This is a genomic window from Desulfitobacterium dehalogenans ATCC 51507, from assembly GCF_000243155.2.
GTDB classification, from domain to species: domain Bacteria; phylum Bacillota; class Desulfitobacteriia; order Desulfitobacteriales; family Desulfitobacteriaceae; genus Desulfitobacterium; species Desulfitobacterium dehalogenans.
In genome coordinates this window covers 2,749,919-2,769,176 of sequence record NC_018017.1, presented here as the reverse complement: position 1 = coordinate 2,769,176, position 19,258 = coordinate 2,749,919, and the positions used below count along the sequence as shown (strand labels likewise).

Below are 19,258 nucleotides of genomic sequence, written 5' to 3'. Positions count from 1 at the left end.
CTTAATAAGTGGTCGGGACTTTGCCTTCATCGCCGCTGCTTTCCAAATTCACCCATGGAAAGGCTTTATACATTCCTGGCAGGTCTCCTGGCTTGGATTCAAACGCTTTTTACCCCTTCCCGGCGTTGCCGGTGGTTATGGTTTAAGCTCATCCTACACAGTGGTGGGTCCGCACCGGAATCACACCGGTTTCCCTATTCTCCCCCCCGTGGGGGCACCAAAGAATGGTTTAATTTTTAATTAATTATAGAATACCAAAGAAGGAGAGTTTGTCAAGTAGTTGGCTTGTATTAAAAGAGAGATTCCGGTAAGATCAACCCTTTACTTAAGGAATTGAAGGATTTATGATAGTGTCTAGGAGTTGTACTAGAACACATAAGGATGTGCATTGCGTGAATAGGACAAAAATAACTCGATTATCCCTTCTTTTTGATGGAATGGTTGTGTTCCGTGGCTTAATAGGAGACCCAGTGGCGGCTTCTTGCCAGAGTCTGCTTCAGAAAATTGGGAGCAAAGAATTTGATCTTATGGAAATCTATAAAGACTACCATCATTTCTGCTCCTTAGCTACCCAGGTTCATTGGCCGGATTATCTTTGGGAACGTATTCTCCAGGATGACAATGAGCTCACCAGGCAAGCAGCCCAGGGGGGGAAGAATAGGGTATCGACCGGGCTTCGCCAACTGGCAGGGCGGGAGCTGCTGTATTTACGAGAGATCGCTGAACTGACGGCTGAAGAGATCAAGGATGCGGTTAATGCGCGGTGCGAAGAGCAGGAGATGGAAAACCTGGCTCTCTGGCAAGAAGCTCCTTTGCACCCTAAAACCTGGCCCATATGGATAAGTCTTCAGGAGATGAAGATGGGGGATGCTTATCCTACGGAAACCTATGGGCAAGAAGAAAGTTATGCTGAGGGTTATCTCTGGTCTTGGCAAAGAAGGCTGAAGCAAAGTCTGCTTCAAGGGACGGCAGAAGAAATGGTGGAGGCTCTCCTTTCTTATTATCAAACTATGGGTACAGGATTGTTTGGTCAGTGTATAGCTCTCAAATGGAGGGGCGAGACAGAAAGGCTTGAAGGGGTACGCCCCGATCCCATGCGCATAAACAAATTGATTAATCAAGAACGGGAGCAGGGAATCATCCTTCAAAACACTGAATTTTTCCTGAAAGATCTTCCGGCCAATAATGTGATTCTTTACGGCAACCGTGGGACGGGTAAATCTTCCTTGGTTAAGGCTCTATTGCAGGAATATTGTGATCAAGGACTACGTCTCGTTGAATTATCGAAAACAGATCTACAGGACTACCCTAAGATTATTCGGCTCCTGGCTAAGCAGCCTCTAAAGTTCATCTTGTTTATTGATGACCTTTCCTTTGAAGATACGGAAGGCGATTATAAGAATTTGAAGACCTTATTGGAGGGGGGCTTGGAAGGAAAGCCTCAAAATGTGCTGATTTATGCCACCTCCAATCGGCGTCATTTGATAAGAGAAACCTTTGGCGAACGCCAAGTTGATGAAGTCCACCGACGGGATAATATGGAGGAAAAGCTGTCTTTATCCGACCGCTTCGGCATTACGGTCACCTTCCCCACACCGGACCAGGAAGGATATCTGAAGATTGTCGAGAAATTAGCGGCTCAGGAAGGGCTGGCAATTCCAAGAGAGGATCTGCGGCAGCAGGCTCTGCGCTGGGTTATGAATCATAACGCCCGTTCCGGGAGAACCGCTCGTCAGTTTGTGAATTTTTTACTGGCCAAGCAAGGGATGGCGACTCATCCATAGTTTTTTCAACCGGCTCACAGGCCGGTTTTTTTATGGTGCGGTGTGCGCAAAGCTGCATAGGGGTCTGCCCCCGACACGGCAAAGGAAAGAGATTAATCCCTTCGGAAGATGCATAGTATCAGGCTGAGTGTTCATCCTAATACTAAGCTATCTATAATGGTGAAAGTGTGAAATCCATGAATGTAAAAATCTCAAGCCGCCAATCCTTTTGTACATATTTCATTATTGTCTCACTATCTTTAGGCATGCCCAATCTACTAATAAGAGAGTTGAGGCAGGATTTTTGGCAGGCCATCCTAGTGGCTATGGTTATAGAAGCAATGCTGGGTTTTTTCTTATATAAAATGGGGAGGAATTATATCAATCAGACGATTTTCCAGTACAGTGAGAAAATCCTCGGCAAAACCTTAGGAAAGATAAGCGTTGGAATTTTTAGCATTTACTTTATTAGTGTAGCCATCACTCTTACCCAAGCTCTTATCGACTTCTTTGGTTCGGTGGTGATGCCGGAAACTCCGAAATACGTCTTTGCTTTTTTGCTTTTACTGGTGAGTACATATGCCTGCTGTTCCGGGATTGAGGTGATTATGAGGCTCTCTGAGATTATTGCCCCTTTTGTCCTTGGCTCCTTTCTTTTTGTGACGCTGTTTAATATAGGGAATCTGGAGTTTGATAATTTGAGACCGGTTTTCCGGCACGGAATAGGTGAGATTCTAAGGGGGTCCATGCTTCCTTCTGCTTGGTTCGGAATCTGCATTATTATGGGTGTTTTAATGGCTTATCATAATAATCCTAAAGCCATGTATAAGGTAAAGCTCATGGGAGTCGGACTGGGTATTCTGGCGATCACCACGTCCATGTTCTTTGTCATTATGGTTATTGGCGTAGAAGTCAGTTCCAGGCAATTGTATTCTATCTACAATCTTGCACGCAAAGTCGATGTAGGAAACTTCATCCAAAGGACGGAAGCTTTTCAAATAGTATCGTGGACAGCGGGAGCCTTTTTAACTTTAGCTTTGTTTCACTATGCCGCTGTGGAAGGTTTAAAGCATATTTTTTCAAGCAAATCCCGTATGTTTTTGGGGATCGGCATTGCGGTGGTTATATTTGTCTTTGCTATCTTTATTAATCCTACCAGTATTGATAAAACTGTGTTTTTTAAAAATATCTTTGGAGTCTATGGTTTAACCGTCGAAATATGTGGAGTCTCTCTCCTTTATATAATTTATAGCTTAAAACAAAAATTTAAGGTATTTAAAAAGAGGTCCTCAAATGAGCGATAAGAATTCATCAGACATATCCCCCAACCTTGAAGAGAATCGAAGTCGTTTAGAAGATATCTTCAAAAACTCTGCGGATCTTTCATTTCGTGAATTGTGGTTTGACAAAACGAGCAAAGGTTTTTTGGTGTATCTTGATGGATTAGTGGATCGGCAATACATGAGTGCTTTTGTGATCAGGCCTCTCCTAGATTTTCGAAGCGCTGAGAAGAATTCGGAGCAAGCAGAGGGTTCTGAGCCAATCCTCTCTCTCAAGATTTTACACAGAGATGTCCTAAGTAATAGCTTAATTAATACTGTGAAGACCCTTGATGAAGTGGTGCGGGGGATATTATCCAGTCGAACGGCTCTTTTTTTAGAGGGAGCGGGGGAGGTTTTGCTTCTTGAGACCTTCGGTGCTGAGACCCGTAATGTTCAGCAATCGGAAACTGAGTCCACCATCCGGGGGCCCCGGGAAGGATTTGTGGAAAGAATTGAGGTGAATGCTTCTTTACTCCGACGTAAAATAAAGGACCAGCATTTACGTTTGGAAGCCATGAGCCTTGGACAAAGAACCAATACCACCATCTATGTGGCCTACATCGAAGGTATAGCTAACCCAAAGATTGTGGATGAAGTGAAGAGGCGCCTTCAATCCATTGATATTGACGGAATTCTGGAGAGCGGTTATATTGAACAACTGATTGAAGATGCTCCTCAATCAATTTTTCCTACTGTGGGAACTACAGAAAAACCCGATAAATTGACAGCAAAACTGCTAGAAGGCAGGGTAGGAATCCTGGTGGATGGAACCCCTTTTGTCATCACGGTGCCCTACCTTTTTGTGGAGGCCTTTCAAAATCCTGAAGATTATTATTCCCGGCCCTATTATGCTTCCCTGGTTCGGCTCATCCGCTACCTGGCTTTTTACTTCTCCACCACACTTCCTGCTTTCTATGTAGCTATCCAGACCTATCATCAGGAGATGGTTCCTACCAGCCTATTAATAAGTATGAGTGCCGGTCGCGAAGGAATACCATTTCCGGTGATCATCGAAGCTTTGGGTATGGGTATGGTCTACGAGATTCTTCGGGAGGCAGGCATACGTATGCCCCATACGGTGGGTCAGGCAGTAAGTATCGTAGGAGCCTTGGTCGTCGGGGAGGCAGCGGTACAGGCGGGCTTATTCAGCCAAGTTATGGTGATTCTGGTTGCCCTCACAGTTATTTCAGGGTTTCTTGTTCCGCCTATGACTGGACCAGTGTCCCTGCTGCGGTTATATTTTCTCGTGGCCACATCTTTTTTGGGAATGTTTGGCTGGCTGATGGCCCTGTTAGCCATTGTTATTCATTTGCTGTCCGTACGTTCTTTTGGCATTCCTTATCTTTCTCCTATTGTCCCAACCAATATCGGTGATTTGAAAGATGGCATGATCCGCTCCCCTCTTTGGTCCATGCTATCCCGCCCGTCCTTACTCAGTCCTTACCGGCGTCAAAGTAAAAAGGCTATGAAAAATAGCTTAAAAAAAGTAAAAGGAAGTTAAACAAAGATGATCATTCGATATATGAAGAGATGGGTAATCCTCATAGCCCTATTCCTTTTACTTTTATTGCCGGGGTGCTGGAGCCATCAAGAACTGAATGAGATCGGGGTCGTCAGTGCCATGGGATTGGACCTTAGCGAGCAAGGGAAGTTACGACTGACAGTTGAGGTCATTAATCCCCAGGCCTATACAACCAAAGGTCAACAGAGCAAAACATCCACTAGGATTCTAACCAGCGAAGGTGAGACTTTATTTGAGGTGGCACGAGATTTGATGACTAAATCAGGGGATCGGCTTTTTTACCCTCATAATCAAGTGATCGTGATTGGGGAGGATTTGGCCAGAGCCGGGCTTCTACCTGCTCTGGATTTTTTAGAACGTGACCCTGAAATCCGTTTGTTTACTTGGATTATGTTGACAGAAGGGAAGGCGGAGGAGATAATCAGAGCTCCTTCCAAAGAGTCCCTGGTTTCTGCAATGCACTTAAAACTCCTGGTTGAGGATTATAAATCCACGTCCAAAGGTATACCGAAGAACATTCTGGACTTTACCAACATGATTTACACAGAAGGAATCGAGCCTACCTTAGGGAAAATAAAGTTCTATGAAGAAAAGGGAGAACCAACCTTCCATATGATAGGAGGAGGAGCATTTAAGGAAGACAAGCTGATAGCCTGGCTGGATGCAGAGGAGGCACGAGGATATCTCTGGGTTCATAACGATATCAAAGGAGGGATCATTACAGCCCATACTATGGAAGGGGTTAAAAAGACAAATCGGGCTGAAGGTTCTTCTGGCCTTGAGGGGCGGTTATCCTTCGAGATTATACGAGCAAAGAGTCGAGTAAAACCGGTTCTGGAAGGTGAAAAGTTAAGATTTGTTATCGATATTAATGTTACCTGCAACCTAGGGGAGCGAACCGATAATAATGAAGCCGTAACTAAGGAGAATTTCAAGGAATTAGAGGCGATTCTAAGCCAAGCTGTGATAGGGGAAGTTCAAGTTGTCCTAGAAAAGGCCCAAAAGGAGCTTAATTCTGATATTCTTGGGTTTGGATTAGCGACTCAAAGGAAATATCCAGACTACTGGAATCAACACAAGGATAATTGGGAGAAAATCTTTCCCGATCTGGATGTAGAGATACTTGTTAAAGCTGTGGTTGATGATCCCGGGTCCGTTCGATAAGGATAGACGCTAAGCAAAATGTGGTATACAATGGAGAATAATAGGGTTTTACATGGAGATTCCACGAATTGACGAGGAGGAACACCTGTGTTTGAAAACGATATTCTCGTAGCCGGAGGGGATCCGGGATTTGGAGCCATTAAGCTGGATGCGGGAGATACTAAAGTATTATTCCCAGCAGTCATATGCAAAGGAAATGAACGTATTTTTTCGACCTTGGGTAGTGGCAATGTAAGCCGGGGAACCGATGAAGAAATGCAGATCAGTTCTTTGGATGTCATCGTTACCAATCACTCCACGGGAGTTTCCCGCCATTATTTTATGGGAAGCCTTGCTGAAAGCTTGAATCCCAATGAAGCACACTATTGCTGGGACGAGGATAAATCAACCGATGAAGAAGCCACTGCTTTGCTTGTTGTAGCTTTGGCTATTGCTCAAAAAGAATCTAAGGCTAATATTTATTTAGGAACAGGAGTCCCTGTCAAATACTATGCAGCCCTGAAGGACAAGTACGAGGCTGAGCTTAAGGGATCTTGGTCGGTAGCCTTTCGTTCGGGACCCTTTAAAGGTCAGACCCGTCAGCTGACCATCATCCGTTCCCGGGTCCTTCCGCAAAGTTATGGAGTATTTATTAAAGAGACCCTCAATGAATATGGAATCCCCATCAGCCCTAAGCTTTTCAATGGTTATGTGGTAGTGATCGACCCAGGTTTCAGAACCACGGATGTTGCGACCTTTTATGATGGTGTCATGCTTGATCCCCCTAATTCTTTCAGCATCGAAAAAGGGCTGAAGTGGGCTTATACCGGTGTAGCTGAGAGGTTGAAGGAAATGACCCTTAACCATGCAAACCCCATCGAAACCGACGATAAGGAATTGGACAAAGTATTCCGTGTCAATGAAGGGATGTATCCTTGGAACACTGGTGCTATTAATCTCAATCCCGTGATGCAGGAAATGCTCCAGCAATTGGGAGCAGATATTTCCCGTGAGGTCAAAAAGTCTCTGAAGCCAATGCTTGGGAAGATCCATACGGTTCTTGTGGCAGGGAAAGTAGGAGACATGGTATTTGACCATCTCCAATTTGAAAATAAAGTATTGATTGATAATCCTCAGTTCGGCAATGCCACCGGCTTTAGGATCATGGCTGCCAATTTGGTCAATAATGTTACCAAGAAAGCCAATGCCAACCCATGACCAAGAACCTTTCCTTCACTCTGAATTTTAGTGAAGAGGATGAATCTATATGGGCTTTTCTCCATACCTTTCCTCCGGATCAATGGGAGGATATACTGAAAAAAGCCCTCCATGCTTATCGTGCCGAAGGCACCAACCCGGGTCAGTGGAGTCTTGAGGACTTGTGTGTTGTCCCTCCTGCCAAGGATTCCATGACGGAGAACCATCCTTTAGAGCATCTTTTTCAACTGATTGGAGAAGAGGAAGATGAAGTGGTGTTGGAACTTCTTAGCCGGCCGAAGCTGCAGAGTGTAGAAAGATTGGCAGAGAGGGCTCCTTCCATACCCATACCTAAGGTGGATCAGGAGCCGGTGGCGGCCAAAGAAGATGTTCTGAAATCTGCAAAAGGTCTGGCATTTCTTCTTAATCAGGTCATCGGAGAGGAAGAGGATCCCGAAGTGTTAAGTTTTTTCTCCGCTCAGAGAATCGTAAGAAAGTTTAGCTATCCTTGTTTTTGGATAAGCTATTTAGAAACAATGCCTCTTCGTGGGGAAAGTTGTCACTTGACGGCATATTAAACTATGCTCTATAGTATATATTAAGTAATAATCGACTAGTAAATGGATTAGAGGAGAGAACATCGTGGACGACGACCCTTTACCTGCCCATGCAGTTCCATATGATAATGTCTTTGCAAGAATAGAACAGGGAAAGACAAAGCAATATGTTGCCGTTTTCCTTTGTCTTTTTTTAGGCTTGGCCTTAGCTCTTTGCCCTTACGTGGCTTTTGAACAACCCCAAACCGGACTCTGGATATTAAAATATAATTCAAGTATTAATCAGGCGCCAAGAGCTGTGATCTTCGGCGCCTTGGCTGTTTTACCCGAAAAAATCGATTTGGATAGTGTACCATTGCCCCAGATGTGGGAAATTAATAGAGGAACAACAGAGGATCCCGTCCAAAAACTGAAACACTGGATCGTGATGGTATGGTATGGGTCAACTTATGTCTATACTGATTAGACAAGTATAGAATAAAAGGAGGAGAATCCAAATCGACAGTATATTTTGGAGCATTGCAAAAGTGATTGCTGCATTGTTCCTTGTTGCCCTCAATGCATTTTTTGTGGCGGCTGAATTTTCTTTGGTTAAGGTGAGGAAGACCCGTCTTGCCGAGCTTTCGGAGACAGGATCCAGGAAAGCGACCGTGGCCCTTGATGTAACCTCTCAGCTGGATGCCTATCTTTCTGCCAGCCAACTGGGAATTACTTTAGCCTCATTGGGGCTGGGGTGGTTAGGGGAGCCGGCTATCGCTACCTTGCTTGCACCACTTTTTAAAAACTTCGTAACATGGGATGGAGTTCTGACTCACACAGTATCCGTGGTCATTGCTTTTCTCTTTATCACTTTTCTGCATATCGTCCTGGGGGAATTAGTTCCTAAATCCATTGCCATTCAAAGGGCGGAAGATACAGCCTTGTGGACTGCCGGCCCCTTAAAGACTTTCTATAAGGTCTTTTATCCGGTTATTCGTGCCCTAAATGGGATTGCCAACATGATTCTAAGACGTTGGGGGATATCTCCGGCTAATGAGGCGGACCTTGCACATACCGAGGAAGAACTGCGGATGCTTGTGGATGCCAGCCAACGTCATGGTATCTTGGATAAGATGGAAGGAAAGCTCCTGGATAACGTCTTTGAATTTTCCGATCGTGTGGTCAGCGAGGTCATGGTTCCCCGGCAAGATATGGTGTGCCTCTACATTCAGGATTCCATGGAAGAGGTCCTTGAAACAGTAAAGACAGCCGGACACACCCGCTACCCTCTCTGCGACGATGATAAGGATAATGTGATCGGACTGGTTCATATGCGGGATCTTTTGTCCCTTGCTGAATCATCGGTAAAAAATATTGGTGAATTGAAGCGGGATATCCTCATCGTCCCCGAAGGGATGCCCATTTCCCATTTAGTGCAAAAAATGCGTGTCCAAAGAACCCATCTGGCCGTTGTAGTGGATGAGTTTGGGGGGACAGCCGGTATGGTGACCATCGAGGATCTCATTGAGGAACTCGTCGGGGAAATCTATGATGAATTTGAAAGTGCGGATCAAGCAGAGATCATGAAGAGTGGAGAGGGCGAATACCTCATCAATGGCCGGGTCCTTCTTGATGATCTAACCGAGTTATTAGGTGTCGAATTCGAAGATGAGACCGTTTCCACGATAGGTGGTTTTGTCTTCAATCGGCTGGGCCGTAAACCGGTAAAAGGAGATCTGATTGATTTCATGGACTATACCTTTACTGTCATGGAAGTGGTTGGATTTAGAATCACCAGAGTTAGAACCAATCGGAGATCGGCTGTGAATGCCTCAGAAATACCTGGGGGTATTCAGGAAGATAGTGCAAAATAAGCAGCCAATCCTATTGGGTAGTTGTGGATCTGAAAGGAGTTGTCGTACTATGAATGGATTCGGAAACCAGTTAAAGACTGTTTTTCTAATGAGTTTATTAACTGTTCTTGTGATTTTGGCCGGACGTGCTATAGGTGGCACTGGCGGCATGCAAATAGCCTTTATCTTTGCGATAGTCATGAATTTTGGAAGCTATTGGTTTAGTGATAAAATGGCTCTGGCTATGACTAAATCCCAGCCTATCAGCCGTGAGCAAAGCCCCGAGCTTTATGCGATGGTGGAGAAGCTTGCCGATCAGGCCAACTTGCCTATGCCCAGGCTTTATATGACCCCATCCCCTCAGCCCAATGCTTTTGCTACCGGTCGCAATCCTAATCACGCTGCTATTGCGGTGACTCAAGGATTGATGCAGATGCTTAATCGTGAAGAGCTGGAAGGGGTATTAGCCCATGAAATGGCTCACATTAAGAATCGGGATATTCTTATCAGTACTCTGGCAGCAGTCATGGCCGGTGTCATTACAATGTTAGCCAATTGGGCTCAGTGGGCATTGATGTTCGGAGGTTTAAACGGAGATGATGAGGATGGAGCATCCGGACTGGCTGCCCTTCCCTTGATTATCTTAGGGCCTATTGCAGCGATGCTGGTCCAGATGGGAATATCCCGGTCCCGGGAATTCTTGGCCGATTCCACGGGAGCGGAGATTGCTGGGAACTCCTATGGGCTGGCCAACGCTCTTCAGAAATTGGAGAGAAGTTCGGCTGTCATCCCGATGGATGTTAACCCCTCCGCAAGTCATATGTTCATCGTCAATCCTTTGAAAGCCCGCAGAGTGGCGAATTTATTCAGCACCCATCCTCCCATTGAAGAGAGGGTAAAGCGACTTAATACTATGGAACGCCGCTAACGGGCTTTTTCATAGTAGCCAAAACTATAGCCAGCCAGGTTCAAGAGAATTCACGCTCTTGCCTGGCTGGCTATTCATGTAAACCCATCCAGAATGTTGTTGCTTTTTCCGGGTGTTCCGTTTAGAATTTAATCATGCTTAGAAGTATTATTATATATTATTGATTCGAAGAAGTAAGGGTTAACACGATTTGAGAGGTAAGGGATGGATTGTGAAAATTTTAATTGTTGATGATTCGGTCTTTTCCCAAAAGGTCAATGCCCAGTATATTAAACTGTTTTTGAAGGATGCGGAGATCACCTTTGCCAATGACGGCCTGGAAGGGCTTGAACGGTATAAAGCTCTTCAGCCCGATTATGTGTTTTTGGACTTATTAATGCCTAAGCTCCATGGGAGAGAGCTCCTTAATCTTATCAAACAATATGATCATGACGCTAAGATCGTTGTTGTCTCTGCGGATATTCAAAAAAATGTCCGGGAAGAAATAAATCAATATGATATATTGCAATTTATTAATAAGCCTTTTAATGAAGAAAAGGCAAAGGTAATATGCGAGTTAATAAGGAATGATTATGATGGGCGAGGATAAATCGTTAAAATTTGATATTTTGAATGAGTTATTCAACATTAGCGTGGGGCAGGCCGCAAGTTTGCTATCGGAAATGATTAATCGGACCTTGATATTAAATGTTCCCAGTATTGAGATCATCGATATTAAGGACAACAGCGCCGATGTGGATGCTTTTTTGCCCATGGATGTTGATGGCACTTTGATGGTCTCTTCAATCTGCTTTGAGAATAAATTAACAGGCAAGGCCAACCTCATTTTTCCCGCGGAGAAGATGAGACAGTTTATTAACCTTTGCATGAATGAAGTTGCCACTGAGGAAATTGGTGATTTAAGCTTTTCAGACGTTGATTTTGATATTATCAGGGAAATCGGTAATATTGTGCTGAATTGCATTGTGGGAGGGGTAAGCAACTATCTGGAAATCAATTTAGATTACTCCTTGCCTGAAGTAAAGGTCTTTAATAAGAAGGATTTTGCCCAAGATATTAAAAACAATGAACACTACGCAAGGAATATGATTTTATTGTATATTACCTTTATTATTGATGAAACGGAGATCGATGGTGCTATTATGATAAATTTAACCTTGACTTCTTTGCAGGAGCTCATGAGTAAAATTGAAAAGATTGAAGTTGAATTGAATGAATAAATGGATGAGTGTCTTCAATAATCTGGATATCGGTATTTTAATCCTTGACGAAGAGTTTAAAATTATTTATGCCAATCAATACCTTTTGGGCTTTATACCATTTAGGAGCAAAGAGGTCCAGGAACAGCCCCTTTATGAGGTACTGCCCAAATTTTATAATACCTATATCGAAAAAGTCCTTCTGAATTGCTTAAACAATGGCAGTAAAATGTTTCTGTCCGCCGGACTGCATAAGCATTTGCTCCATTCAGACTACGATTTCAATATCAAGATAAGCTCCTTTGAGGAGGGGAGCTCTAAGCTTCTGCTCTTGGAGTTTATCGATGTAACCAGTCAATTTATTCAGATTGCCCGCTTAAGGAATTATGTAGCTGAACTAAGTAAAGTCAATAAAGAGCTTAAAGAGAAAAAGAAGTATATTGAGAATATGGCTTATTATGATAGCTTAACAGGCATTCATAACCGGACATTTTTTTACAAATTGGCCGAAAAATATTTGGAAAGCGCAAAAAGAAGTGGCGGCATTTTAGGTGTTATGTTTATCGATGTCGATAAGTTCAAAGAGATCAATGATACCTATGGTCATGAAGCCGGGGATAAAGCATTGGTTCAAGTTGCCAATATTTTAACTCAAGTTATCCGAAAGGATGATACCGTTGCCCGCTACGGCGGCGACGAATTTCTCATCCTCTTACCTCATCTCCTGGCCGCTCATAATTACGAGATCATTGCTTCTCGAATCAGCAATCATCCGGATCGTTTCATCAATCTAACCGGAGAAAAAGTGGAAATCAGCCTGAGTATAGGGATCAGTTTTTATCCAGCCGATGGAGATAGTCTGAATCGGCTTATTGCTAAGGCTGATCAAGCTATGTATCTTGCTAAATCCCGGATTAAAACCGCGTGTAGATAGGGCTGAGATCGGAATTATACGAGCCACGACAATTATTGTCGTGGCTCGTATTAATTAATGTGATATAAGTATTTCTAAAAGGTTGAGCCGATGCGGAAAATACCGAATTCCCGATGGCCTAAGCTTTCTGATTTGGTTAATTTACCCCTGGCTACTTCCAGCATTTCCTCGAAAATCCGGCGGCCGCTATCCTCAATGGTTGCTTCCCCGGAAATGATGGAGGAGAGATCAAGGTCGATATTGTCTTCCATAGTTACGTAAGTATCAGAATTGGCGGTCACTTTAATAACCGGAGCAATGGGTGAGCCGGTGGGGGTACCTCGTCCTGTAGTGAATACAATGAGCTGTACACCTCCGGCAAGCATTCCGATCATAGACTCCACATCTTGCCCCGGAGTATCCATAACATAGAGGCCTTTTCCCTGTGGAGATTCGCCATAGGCCAAAACGTCTTGAATGGTGGAGTGACCGGCTTTATAAATACAGCCTAAAGATTTTTCCTCGATAGAACTGATCCCGCCGGCAATATTTCCGGGGGTCGGCTGACCATCCCTTAAATCCACATGGAGCTGTTTGGCACGCAGCTCGGCCTCCTTTACGATTCGGATGAGTTTTTCGGCGACTTCCGGAGATTTGGCCCGTTTGGCCAGAACATGTTCAGCACCGATGAACTCTGTAGTCTCGGATAGCATAGCTGTGCCCCCGGCCTTGACCATAAGATCAGAGGCTGTGCCAACGGCGGGATTGGAGGCTAAACCTGAAGTGAAATCAGAACCGCCGCATTCAATGCCCAGAGATAACTCGCTGATGGGTGCTTCTTCCCCCTTGAGCATCGAGAGGGTGCGAGCCATCTGACCGGCGATTTGGATACCGAGGGAGGTGGTCTTTAAGGTACCGCTATTTTCCTGAATGATAAGGGTTTGCACCGGTTTCCCGGACTTGGCGATTTCCTCTGCGGTATGCTGAATAGGTATCCCTTCGCAACCTAAGCCGACAACAAGCACAGCGCCCACATTAGGGTTTTTGCCTATACCGATCAAGGTTCGTAGGGTTTGCTCGAAATCAGCACCCAGCTGGCAACATCCGTGCTGGTTGGGGATAGCTATGGCGCCAGGGATTTGAGCAGCTATATTAAAAGCAACAGTGGTCGCACAGACTGAAGTAGGAAGGATTAAAAGATGGTTGCGTATTCCAAAGAGTCCATCGGGACGTCGAAATCCGAAAATGTTCATACTGTATCCTCCTTTAAAGAATCTAAATCCCCGCGACCCCGTTGTGACTCCATATTATGGACATGAACATGCTGGCCGGGTTGAATATCTACGGTAGCAAGTCCAATGCTTTCCGCATATTTCACAATATCGCCCCTTTTAGCAATTGGACGGATAGCCACCTTATGCCCTAAAGGAATGTCTTGATGAACCGTTAGTGTTTCTTCTTGGCCTCCGCGGAAAAAAGAAATCGTGGTACCGGCAGGTATATGATCGACACAGGTAGCCACATTGTCCTTTTCATAAATTACAACCGCTTGTTTTTTCACCACTGCTCCTCCATTCTTAATTGGATTTCTCTATGATAGAACACAATTTATCCATTGCTAACCGCCACTAAGGCTCCTGCATTTTAAGCGGGAGGTAAGTGGTGCTAAGCCCTGGACAAGTCAACTAAGCTTCAGATAGGAGTTGAAACTCCATCTGAAGCAAGTTTCCTATATTATAACATAAGACCTTAATTTGTGTATTAATACAGGATGAGAGAATTTTCGCTATCAATTTAAAGGAATGTTTAGGGGAATAAAACTATGGGGATGGAGAAAACTATTCAGGCATATGTCTTTCCGCCTTGAGGACTAATAATAGGTTTTCCTATGTGACAAAGAAACCATCGGAAGGAGTTACATAATGAAATTATGCTAATTACTGCGATCAGAACCTTGATTCTTTACTTTTTTGTTATTACGGCCTTGCGTCTTATGGGAAAACGTGAAATTGGCCAATTGCAACCCTTTGAATTGGTCGTCATTCTTATGATATCTGATTTAGCAGCCATTCCCAGTGAAGATGTTGGAATTCCTCTTATCTCAGGAATTATCCCCATGATAGTCTTGGTTCTTATGAGCATCTCTCTGTCTTATCTGGAGTTGAAGAGCGAGAAAGCCCGGGATATCCTGAATGGTACTCCTTCTATCCTGATCGAAAGGGGAAGGATCGTTGAGCATGAATTAGTCCGCAATCGTCTGCCCTTAACAGATTTGGTGGAAGAATTAAGAATGAGAAGTATTCCCAATATTACCGATGTAGAATTTGCCATCCTTGAAACCAATGGCCAGATCAGCGTATTACCCAAATCATCGAAACGTCCCGTTACTCCGGAAGATTTGCAGCTGAAAACAAGCTATGAAGGCTTGCCGATTGTGTTTATAATGGATGGAATTTTGCAGGAAAAAGCCTTTGCCATGTCGGGCAAAGATCGGGCTTGGCTGGATAAACAGATCAAAAGGCACAAATTGAAGGGCATAGAAGAGGTGCTTTTTGCCTGCCTGGATTCAGCGGATAATTTATATCTACAAGGCAAGGAACGATATACCAAAAAGAGATGAAGCTGCAGCAAAAGGAGGATGTTCTATGCTGAGAACGTATCTTGTAGCAGGCATACTTATCCTAATGCTAGTACTTGGGGGCTATTGGCAGAACCACTATGTCAGTGAATCGACGGATATCATGGTGGAAAAATTGGTCAATGTGGAGGAGCAGATACGAACCAAGAGCTGGAGCAATGCCGATCAGGAAATCGGGAAATTCAGCCAGGAGTGGAGTGAAACCAAAAAGCTTTGGAGCATATTGATTGATCACCAGGAGATCGATGAGATTGATCTCAGTTTGATAAGGTTGGAGCAGTATATCAAGGAAAATGAAATGGTTTTAAGCTTAGGAGAGGTGTGTGCCTTGCGCATGCTAATTAATCATATTGCCGATAAAGGGATGATTACACTTCAAAATATTTTTTGAAACAACCTATTCAGCGGGGCGGCTAAAAGATCAAATAAATAAGGGTTGGCCCCGTTGAGTTATTTATACGCCAGAATAAAGGTTAAAAGCAGTATTAGAAACCTTCTTATTATATTAGTAAACTCAGTGATATCATACGAAATATTTATAGCATGATTAAGAATACTAATTAAAAAATTAACACTTTACTGTAGAATTGGTAATAAAAAGGATGTATCATAGAAATTGATAAAGTGTTCACATTAACATGATTATGGTTATCTGAATTATCTAACATGATATAAAATATTGATGTTTTACCGTAGCAAATTAAGAGATAACCTCAGAAGATAGATGGTAGTACAAGTCCGAACATTCACTAGAGGGTTTTATAAGGACTTCATGCTTTTATCATAATAAAAAACTGCAAAAAAATAAGGAAGGTGAAAGGAGAGGATCAATTTATGGAAAATGGATATCAGCGCCTCGCAAGAAGAGGGATATCCAGAAGGGACTTTTTGAAACTGTGCACATTCACATGCGCAGCCCTGGGGATTGATTTGAGTTTAGCGCCTCAAATTGCGGAGGCAGCTGAAGCAAATTTGTCCAAAAAGCCGGTGATTTGGATGCAAGGGCAAGGGTGCACCGGGTGCAGCGAATCCCTGTTATCTTCAGCAGACCCAGGGCCGGAGCAGATTATCCTCGATCTCCTATCGGTACGCTACCATCCTACACTGATGGCGGCTTCAGGGGAGCAAGCCATTCAGAGCTTAGAAGAGTGTATAACTCAAGGTCACTACATACTTGTCCTGGAGGGTTCGATTCCCACAGCGGACCCCCGGTATTGCTTTGTGGAGGGGAAACCCTTTATCGAACAATTCAAAATGGCTGCGGCCAAAGCTGAAGCGGTGATCGCCGTCGGTTCCTGCGCTTGTTATGGCGGGATTCCCCGTGCTGGGCTCACTGGAGCAGTAGGCGCTCAGGAGGTCCTCGAAGGAGTTAAGGTGGTAAACCTCCCCAGCTGCCCGGTTAAGCCTGATCGGTTAGTGGGTCTACTCTTATATTATCTGAGTCAGAATGCTTTGCCTAAGCTCGACGGGCTTAATCGGCCGGAAGCTTATTATCGCTATACCTTACATGATAGTTGTTATCGCCGCATGCATTACGAACAGGGAGAGTATCTGGAGGATTGGAATAATCCGGACACTCTGGATTGGTGCCTTTATCACAAGGGGTGCAAGGGAAAAGAGACTTACACCAATTGTGCCAATTCCTGGTGGAATGACGGGGCTAATTTCTGCGGTTATGCCGGCTCACCCTGTGCGGGCTGCAGTCAGCCTGAGTATTATGAGGGATTCGCTCCCTTGTTCGTGAACCCCAAGGAGGTGAAGTAGATGGCTAAGCGTGTCGTTATTGACCCTGTCACACGGGTTGAGGGCCACTTACGGGTTGAAGTGGAAATTGAAAAGGGTATCGTTACCAATGCCTGGGCTCAGGGGACCATGTTCCGGGGGATTGAACAGATTCTCCAAGGCCGGGACCCTCGTGATGCCGTCTATATTACCGAACGGATTTGCGGAGTGTGTATGGCGTCACACGGTTGGACCTCGGCAATGGCTGTTGAAGATGCCCATGGAGCCGATGTACCCCGTGCCGCCCAGCTTATTCGCAATCTCATCGCCGGATCACTATGGCTGCACGACCATCCTTTGCATTTCTATCATTTGTCGGCACTTGATTATCTCGACGTTTTAGCCGTCGATCACTATAAAGGAAATGCTCCGGAACTTCTGGCTGTTAAAAATAAGATACTGTCTTTAGTTAAAGCAGGGGATACCGCCCCTCTGACCCCCCGCTATCAACCTGATCGTTATTCCGTAAACGATCCGGAAATCGTGATAACCGCTCTGGCTCATTATCTGGAGGCTTTAAAGATTCAAGGTAAAGCCAAGAAGATGTCGGCTATTCTGGGAGGTAAGCAGCCCCATCAATCCAGTATTGTCGTGGGTGGAGTGACGATCTACCCCCGGAAAGAGCAATTGGATGCCTTTAGAACCTTGCTCAATGAGGTCGTGTCCTTTGCCGAGCTGGTTTATGTTCCCGATGTGGTAAGTTTTTGTACAGGTCCCCTGTTAGGTCTGGGGAAAGCTGGAGTGGGTGCAGGTTCAGGGAGCTATATTGCCTATGGTGGTTTTCCTATGGATGATTCAGGCACAGAGACGTTGTTTAGGGGCGGCTTTATCAGTGGCAAAGCTCCGGGTGTTGTCGAAGAGCTGGATATGAGCAAGATTACGGAAAGCGTTGCCAGCGCCTGGTACAAGGAGGGTGAGCCCGCCAATCCCTGGGACGGAGACACCGTCATCGACTTTGATAAAAAAGGAGCTTATTCCTTCATTAAATCTCCCCGGTATAAGGGAGAGGCGGCTGAAGTGGGACCGCTGGCACGGATGATGGTTATGCAGCATTCGGGACTGCTCGACTTGATGAGCCGTTACGGAATAAAACCCGGAGCAGTTGCCCGTCATCTCGCCCGTGCTCAGGAAACTTTACTTATGACAAGCTCCATGTACCGTTGGCTGAATGATTTAGAGGAATTACTGGGAAGGAAGGGCAGCCGCCCAGCTATTCACGATTCCAGCCACTGGGAACCCCCCGCCCAAGGTCAAGGAGTAGCCCTTAATGAGGCTCCCAGAGGATCCTTGGGGCATTGGCTCAAGATCGACAATAATGTCATCAGCAATTATCAAATGGTCGTCCCCACCACATGGAATAGTTCTCCCCGTGATGAGAAGAACATGCCGGGTCCTGTTGAGCAAGCCTTGAAAGGGCTGCCCGTTGATCCGGATAATCCTGTCAATGTGGTCCGGGTGATTCGTTCCTTTGACCCTTGTCTGGCATGTGCTGTGCACCTCATTGATGCTGATGGGGAGAAGATAGTAAGGCTCTGATAGACCAATAGATTCGGTTTTAAGAATTGAGAAGTTCTAAGGCAAGGTAATCATAAAAAGGAGGCTGTTTCAATGAGTGAAGAAAGAGATATGTCAAGGAGAAAGTTTTTAAAATCCGGTATTCTGGCTGCAGGAGCTTTAGCTGTCGGCACAAGCGTCTTTCACACCCAGGCGGCTGAGGCTGCCCAATTACCCTCCGGGGAACATTGTGAGCCACCGAGTTTCCCATACCCTTATGTCCAGCTGGACCCGGAAAAGGCTAAGCTGGACGGCTATGGAGGTTATGGCAAATCCAAATGCTCTTATGGCGTCTTTGAGGCGGTGATCGGTCAATTAAAAGAAAAGGTAGGTTATCCCTACACTCATGTTCCTACACAGGTTCTGGGTTGGGGCGGTACCGGCGGCGGAGGGTGGGGCACCCTGTGCGGAGCCTTGATCGGTGCGGCTACGGCCATTAACTATACCATGGAAAAGAAAGATGCGGATAAGGTCGTCAGCGAATTGTTCGGTTGGTATTGCGATTTCGCCTTTCCTGAATTCATGCCTGCAGCAGGCAAGGCTTTGGAATATGAGGGCCCCATAGAAAAAAGTGTCGCCAAATCACCTCTTTGCCACGTTTCAGTGAGTGTGTGGTGTGACGCCAGCGGCCTCAAGGCCGAGAGCAAGGCCAGAAGTGAGCGCTGTGCTCGTATTACGGCAGATGTAGCTGCTAAAACTGTAGAGCTGTTGAATCAATTCCATAGCAATAATTTCAAGGCCGTTTATAAGAATGAAGTGGTGGACGACTGCATGATGTGTCACGGTAAAGGACATTCTTTGGAAAATACCCGGGGAATGATGGATTGTGCACAATGTCATACCGATGTTGATCCCGATAACCTGGTCGATCATATTAAGCGGAGCTGGAATATATTAAAATAACATAA

At 44.9% G+C, this 19,258-nt stretch carries 19 protein-coding genes and 1 riboswitch; of the genes, 17 read left to right on the top strand and 2 right to left on the bottom strand.

Annotation, left to right across the window (positions count from 1 at the left end; translation table 11 throughout):
• Nucleotides 1-60: 60 nt before the first annotated feature.
• A riboswitch (cobalamin riboswitch) is annotated at nt 61-238 on the bottom strand.
• 154 nt (nt 239-392) lie between these two features.
• The 12 genes from DESDE_RS13345 (at nt 393) to DESDE_RS13290 (ending at nt 12,397) form a co-directional block, all read left to right on the top strand.
• Nucleotides 393-1,784 carry an ATP-binding protein gene (locus DESDE_RS13345; protein WP_014794543.1) on the top strand — a complete coding sequence of 464 codons (1,392 nt, stop codon included), beginning with the start codon at nt 393-395 and terminating at the stop codon, nt 1,782-1,784.
• A gap of 176 nt (nt 1,785-1,960) precedes the next feature.
• Nucleotides 1,961-3,067 (top strand): GerAB/ArcD/ProY family transporter, encoded by a 1,107-nt coding sequence (locus DESDE_RS13340; protein ID WP_014794542.1) that lies wholly within the window; start codon nt 1,961-1,963, stop codon nt 3,065-3,067.
• Nucleotides 3,057-4,586 carry a spore germination protein gene (locus DESDE_RS13335; protein ID WP_014794541.1) on the top strand — a complete coding sequence of 510 codons (1,530 nt, stop codon included), beginning with the start codon at nt 3,057-3,059 and terminating at the stop codon, nt 4,584-4,586. Before DESDE_RS13340 ends, DESDE_RS13335 begins: the two co-directional genes overlap by 11 nt.
• Before the next feature lie 6 nt (nt 4,587-4,592).
• Entirely contained in the window at nt 4,593-5,771 is a 1,179-nt protein-coding gene (locus DESDE_RS13330) for a Ger(x)C family spore germination protein (RefSeq protein WP_014794540.1), read from the top strand.
• An 87-nt stretch (nt 5,772-5,858) separates the two neighbouring features.
• Nucleotides 5,859-6,968 carry a ParM/StbA family protein gene (locus DESDE_RS13325; RefSeq protein ID WP_014794539.1) on the top strand — a complete coding sequence of 370 codons (1,110 nt, stop codon included), beginning with the start codon at nt 5,859-5,861 and terminating at the stop codon, nt 6,966-6,968.
• Nucleotides 6,965-7,525: a hypothetical protein gene (locus DESDE_RS13320; protein ID WP_014794538.1), complete on the top strand. Its 561-nt coding sequence runs from the start codon at nt 6,965-6,967 to the stop codon at nt 7,523-7,525. Before DESDE_RS13325 ends, DESDE_RS13320 begins: the two co-directional genes overlap by 4 nt.
• A 64-nt stretch (nt 7,526-7,589) precedes the next feature.
• On the top strand, nt 7,590-7,970 hold the full coding sequence (locus DESDE_RS13315; RefSeq protein ID WP_014794537.1) for a hypothetical protein: 381 nt from the start codon (nt 7,590-7,592) through the stop codon (nt 7,968-7,970).
• A 61-nt stretch (nt 7,971-8,031) separates the two neighbouring features.
• Entirely contained in the window at nt 8,032-9,357 is a 1,326-nt protein-coding gene (locus DESDE_RS13310) for a hemolysin family protein (protein WP_014794536.1), read from the top strand.
• A gap of 49 nt (nt 9,358-9,406) precedes the next feature.
• On the top strand, nt 9,407-10,264 hold the full coding sequence (locus DESDE_RS13305; protein WP_014794535.1) for a zinc metalloprotease HtpX: 858 nt from the start codon (nt 9,407-9,409) through the stop codon (nt 10,262-10,264).
• A 211-nt stretch (nt 10,265-10,475) separates the two neighbouring features.
• On the top strand, nt 10,476-10,853 hold the full coding sequence (locus DESDE_RS13300; protein WP_014794534.1) for a response regulator: 378 nt from the start codon (nt 10,476-10,478) through the stop codon (nt 10,851-10,853).
• Nucleotides 10,831-11,484, top strand: a complete 654-nt coding sequence (locus DESDE_RS13295) for a chemotaxis protein CheC (protein ID WP_242831253.1) — start codon at nt 10,831-10,833, stop codon at nt 11,482-11,484. The genes DESDE_RS13300 and DESDE_RS13295 overlap by 23 nt, the downstream gene beginning before the upstream one ends.
• A complete protein-coding gene (locus tag DESDE_RS13290; protein ID WP_014794532.1) occupies nt 11,477-12,397 on the top strand; it encodes a sensor domain-containing diguanylate cyclase in 921 nt (306 codons plus the stop codon). The genes DESDE_RS13295 and DESDE_RS13290 overlap by 8 nt, the downstream gene beginning before the upstream one ends.
• A gap of 74 nt (nt 12,398-12,471) precedes the next feature.
• On the opposite strand, the gene DESDE_RS13285 is transcribed toward DESDE_RS13290, so the two are convergent.
• Both DESDE_RS13285 and DESDE_RS13280 read right to left on the bottom strand, forming a co-directional pair.
• Nucleotides 12,472-13,629 carry a UxaA family hydrolase gene (locus DESDE_RS13285; protein WP_014794531.1) on the bottom strand — a complete coding sequence of 386 codons (1,158 nt, stop codon included), beginning with the start codon at nt 13,627-13,629 and terminating at the stop codon, nt 12,472-12,474.
• Nucleotides 13,626-13,937, bottom strand: coding sequence for a UxaA family hydrolase (locus DESDE_RS13280; RefSeq protein ID WP_014794530.1), 312 nt, complete (start codon nt 13,935-13,937; stop codon nt 13,626-13,628). The genes DESDE_RS13285 and DESDE_RS13280 overlap by 4 nt, the downstream gene beginning before the upstream one ends.
• Nucleotides 13,938-14,306: 369 nt before the next feature.
• Here DESDE_RS13280 and DESDE_RS13275 point away from each other — a divergent pair, with 369 nt between their 5' ends.
• The 5 genes from DESDE_RS13275 (at nt 14,307) to DESDE_RS13255 (ending at nt 19,253) form a co-directional block, all read left to right on the top strand.
• A complete protein-coding gene (locus DESDE_RS13275; RefSeq protein WP_014794529.1) occupies nt 14,307-14,996 on the top strand; it encodes a DUF421 domain-containing protein in 690 nt (229 codons plus the stop codon).
• A gap of 25 nt (nt 14,997-15,021) precedes the next feature.
• Nucleotides 15,022-15,405, top strand: a complete 384-nt coding sequence (locus tag DESDE_RS13270; protein WP_014794528.1) for a DUF4363 family protein — start codon at nt 15,022-15,024, stop codon at nt 15,403-15,405.
• 443 nt (nt 15,406-15,848) lie between these two features.
• Entirely contained in the window at nt 15,849-16,778 is a 930-nt protein-coding gene (locus tag DESDE_RS13265) for a hydrogenase small subunit (protein ID WP_014794527.1), read from the top strand.
• The gene (locus tag DESDE_RS13260) at nt 16,779-18,332 is read left to right on the top strand and encodes a nickel-dependent hydrogenase large subunit (protein ID WP_014794526.1); all 1,554 of its coding nucleotides are present in this window, start codon (nt 16,779-16,781) and stop codon (nt 18,330-18,332) included.
• 72 nt (nt 18,333-18,404) lie between these two features.
• A complete protein-coding gene (locus DESDE_RS13255) occupies nt 18,405-19,253 on the top strand; it encodes a C-GCAxxG-C-C family protein (protein WP_014794525.1) in 849 nt (282 codons plus the stop codon).
• Nucleotides 19,254-19,258: the final 5 nt, after the last annotated feature.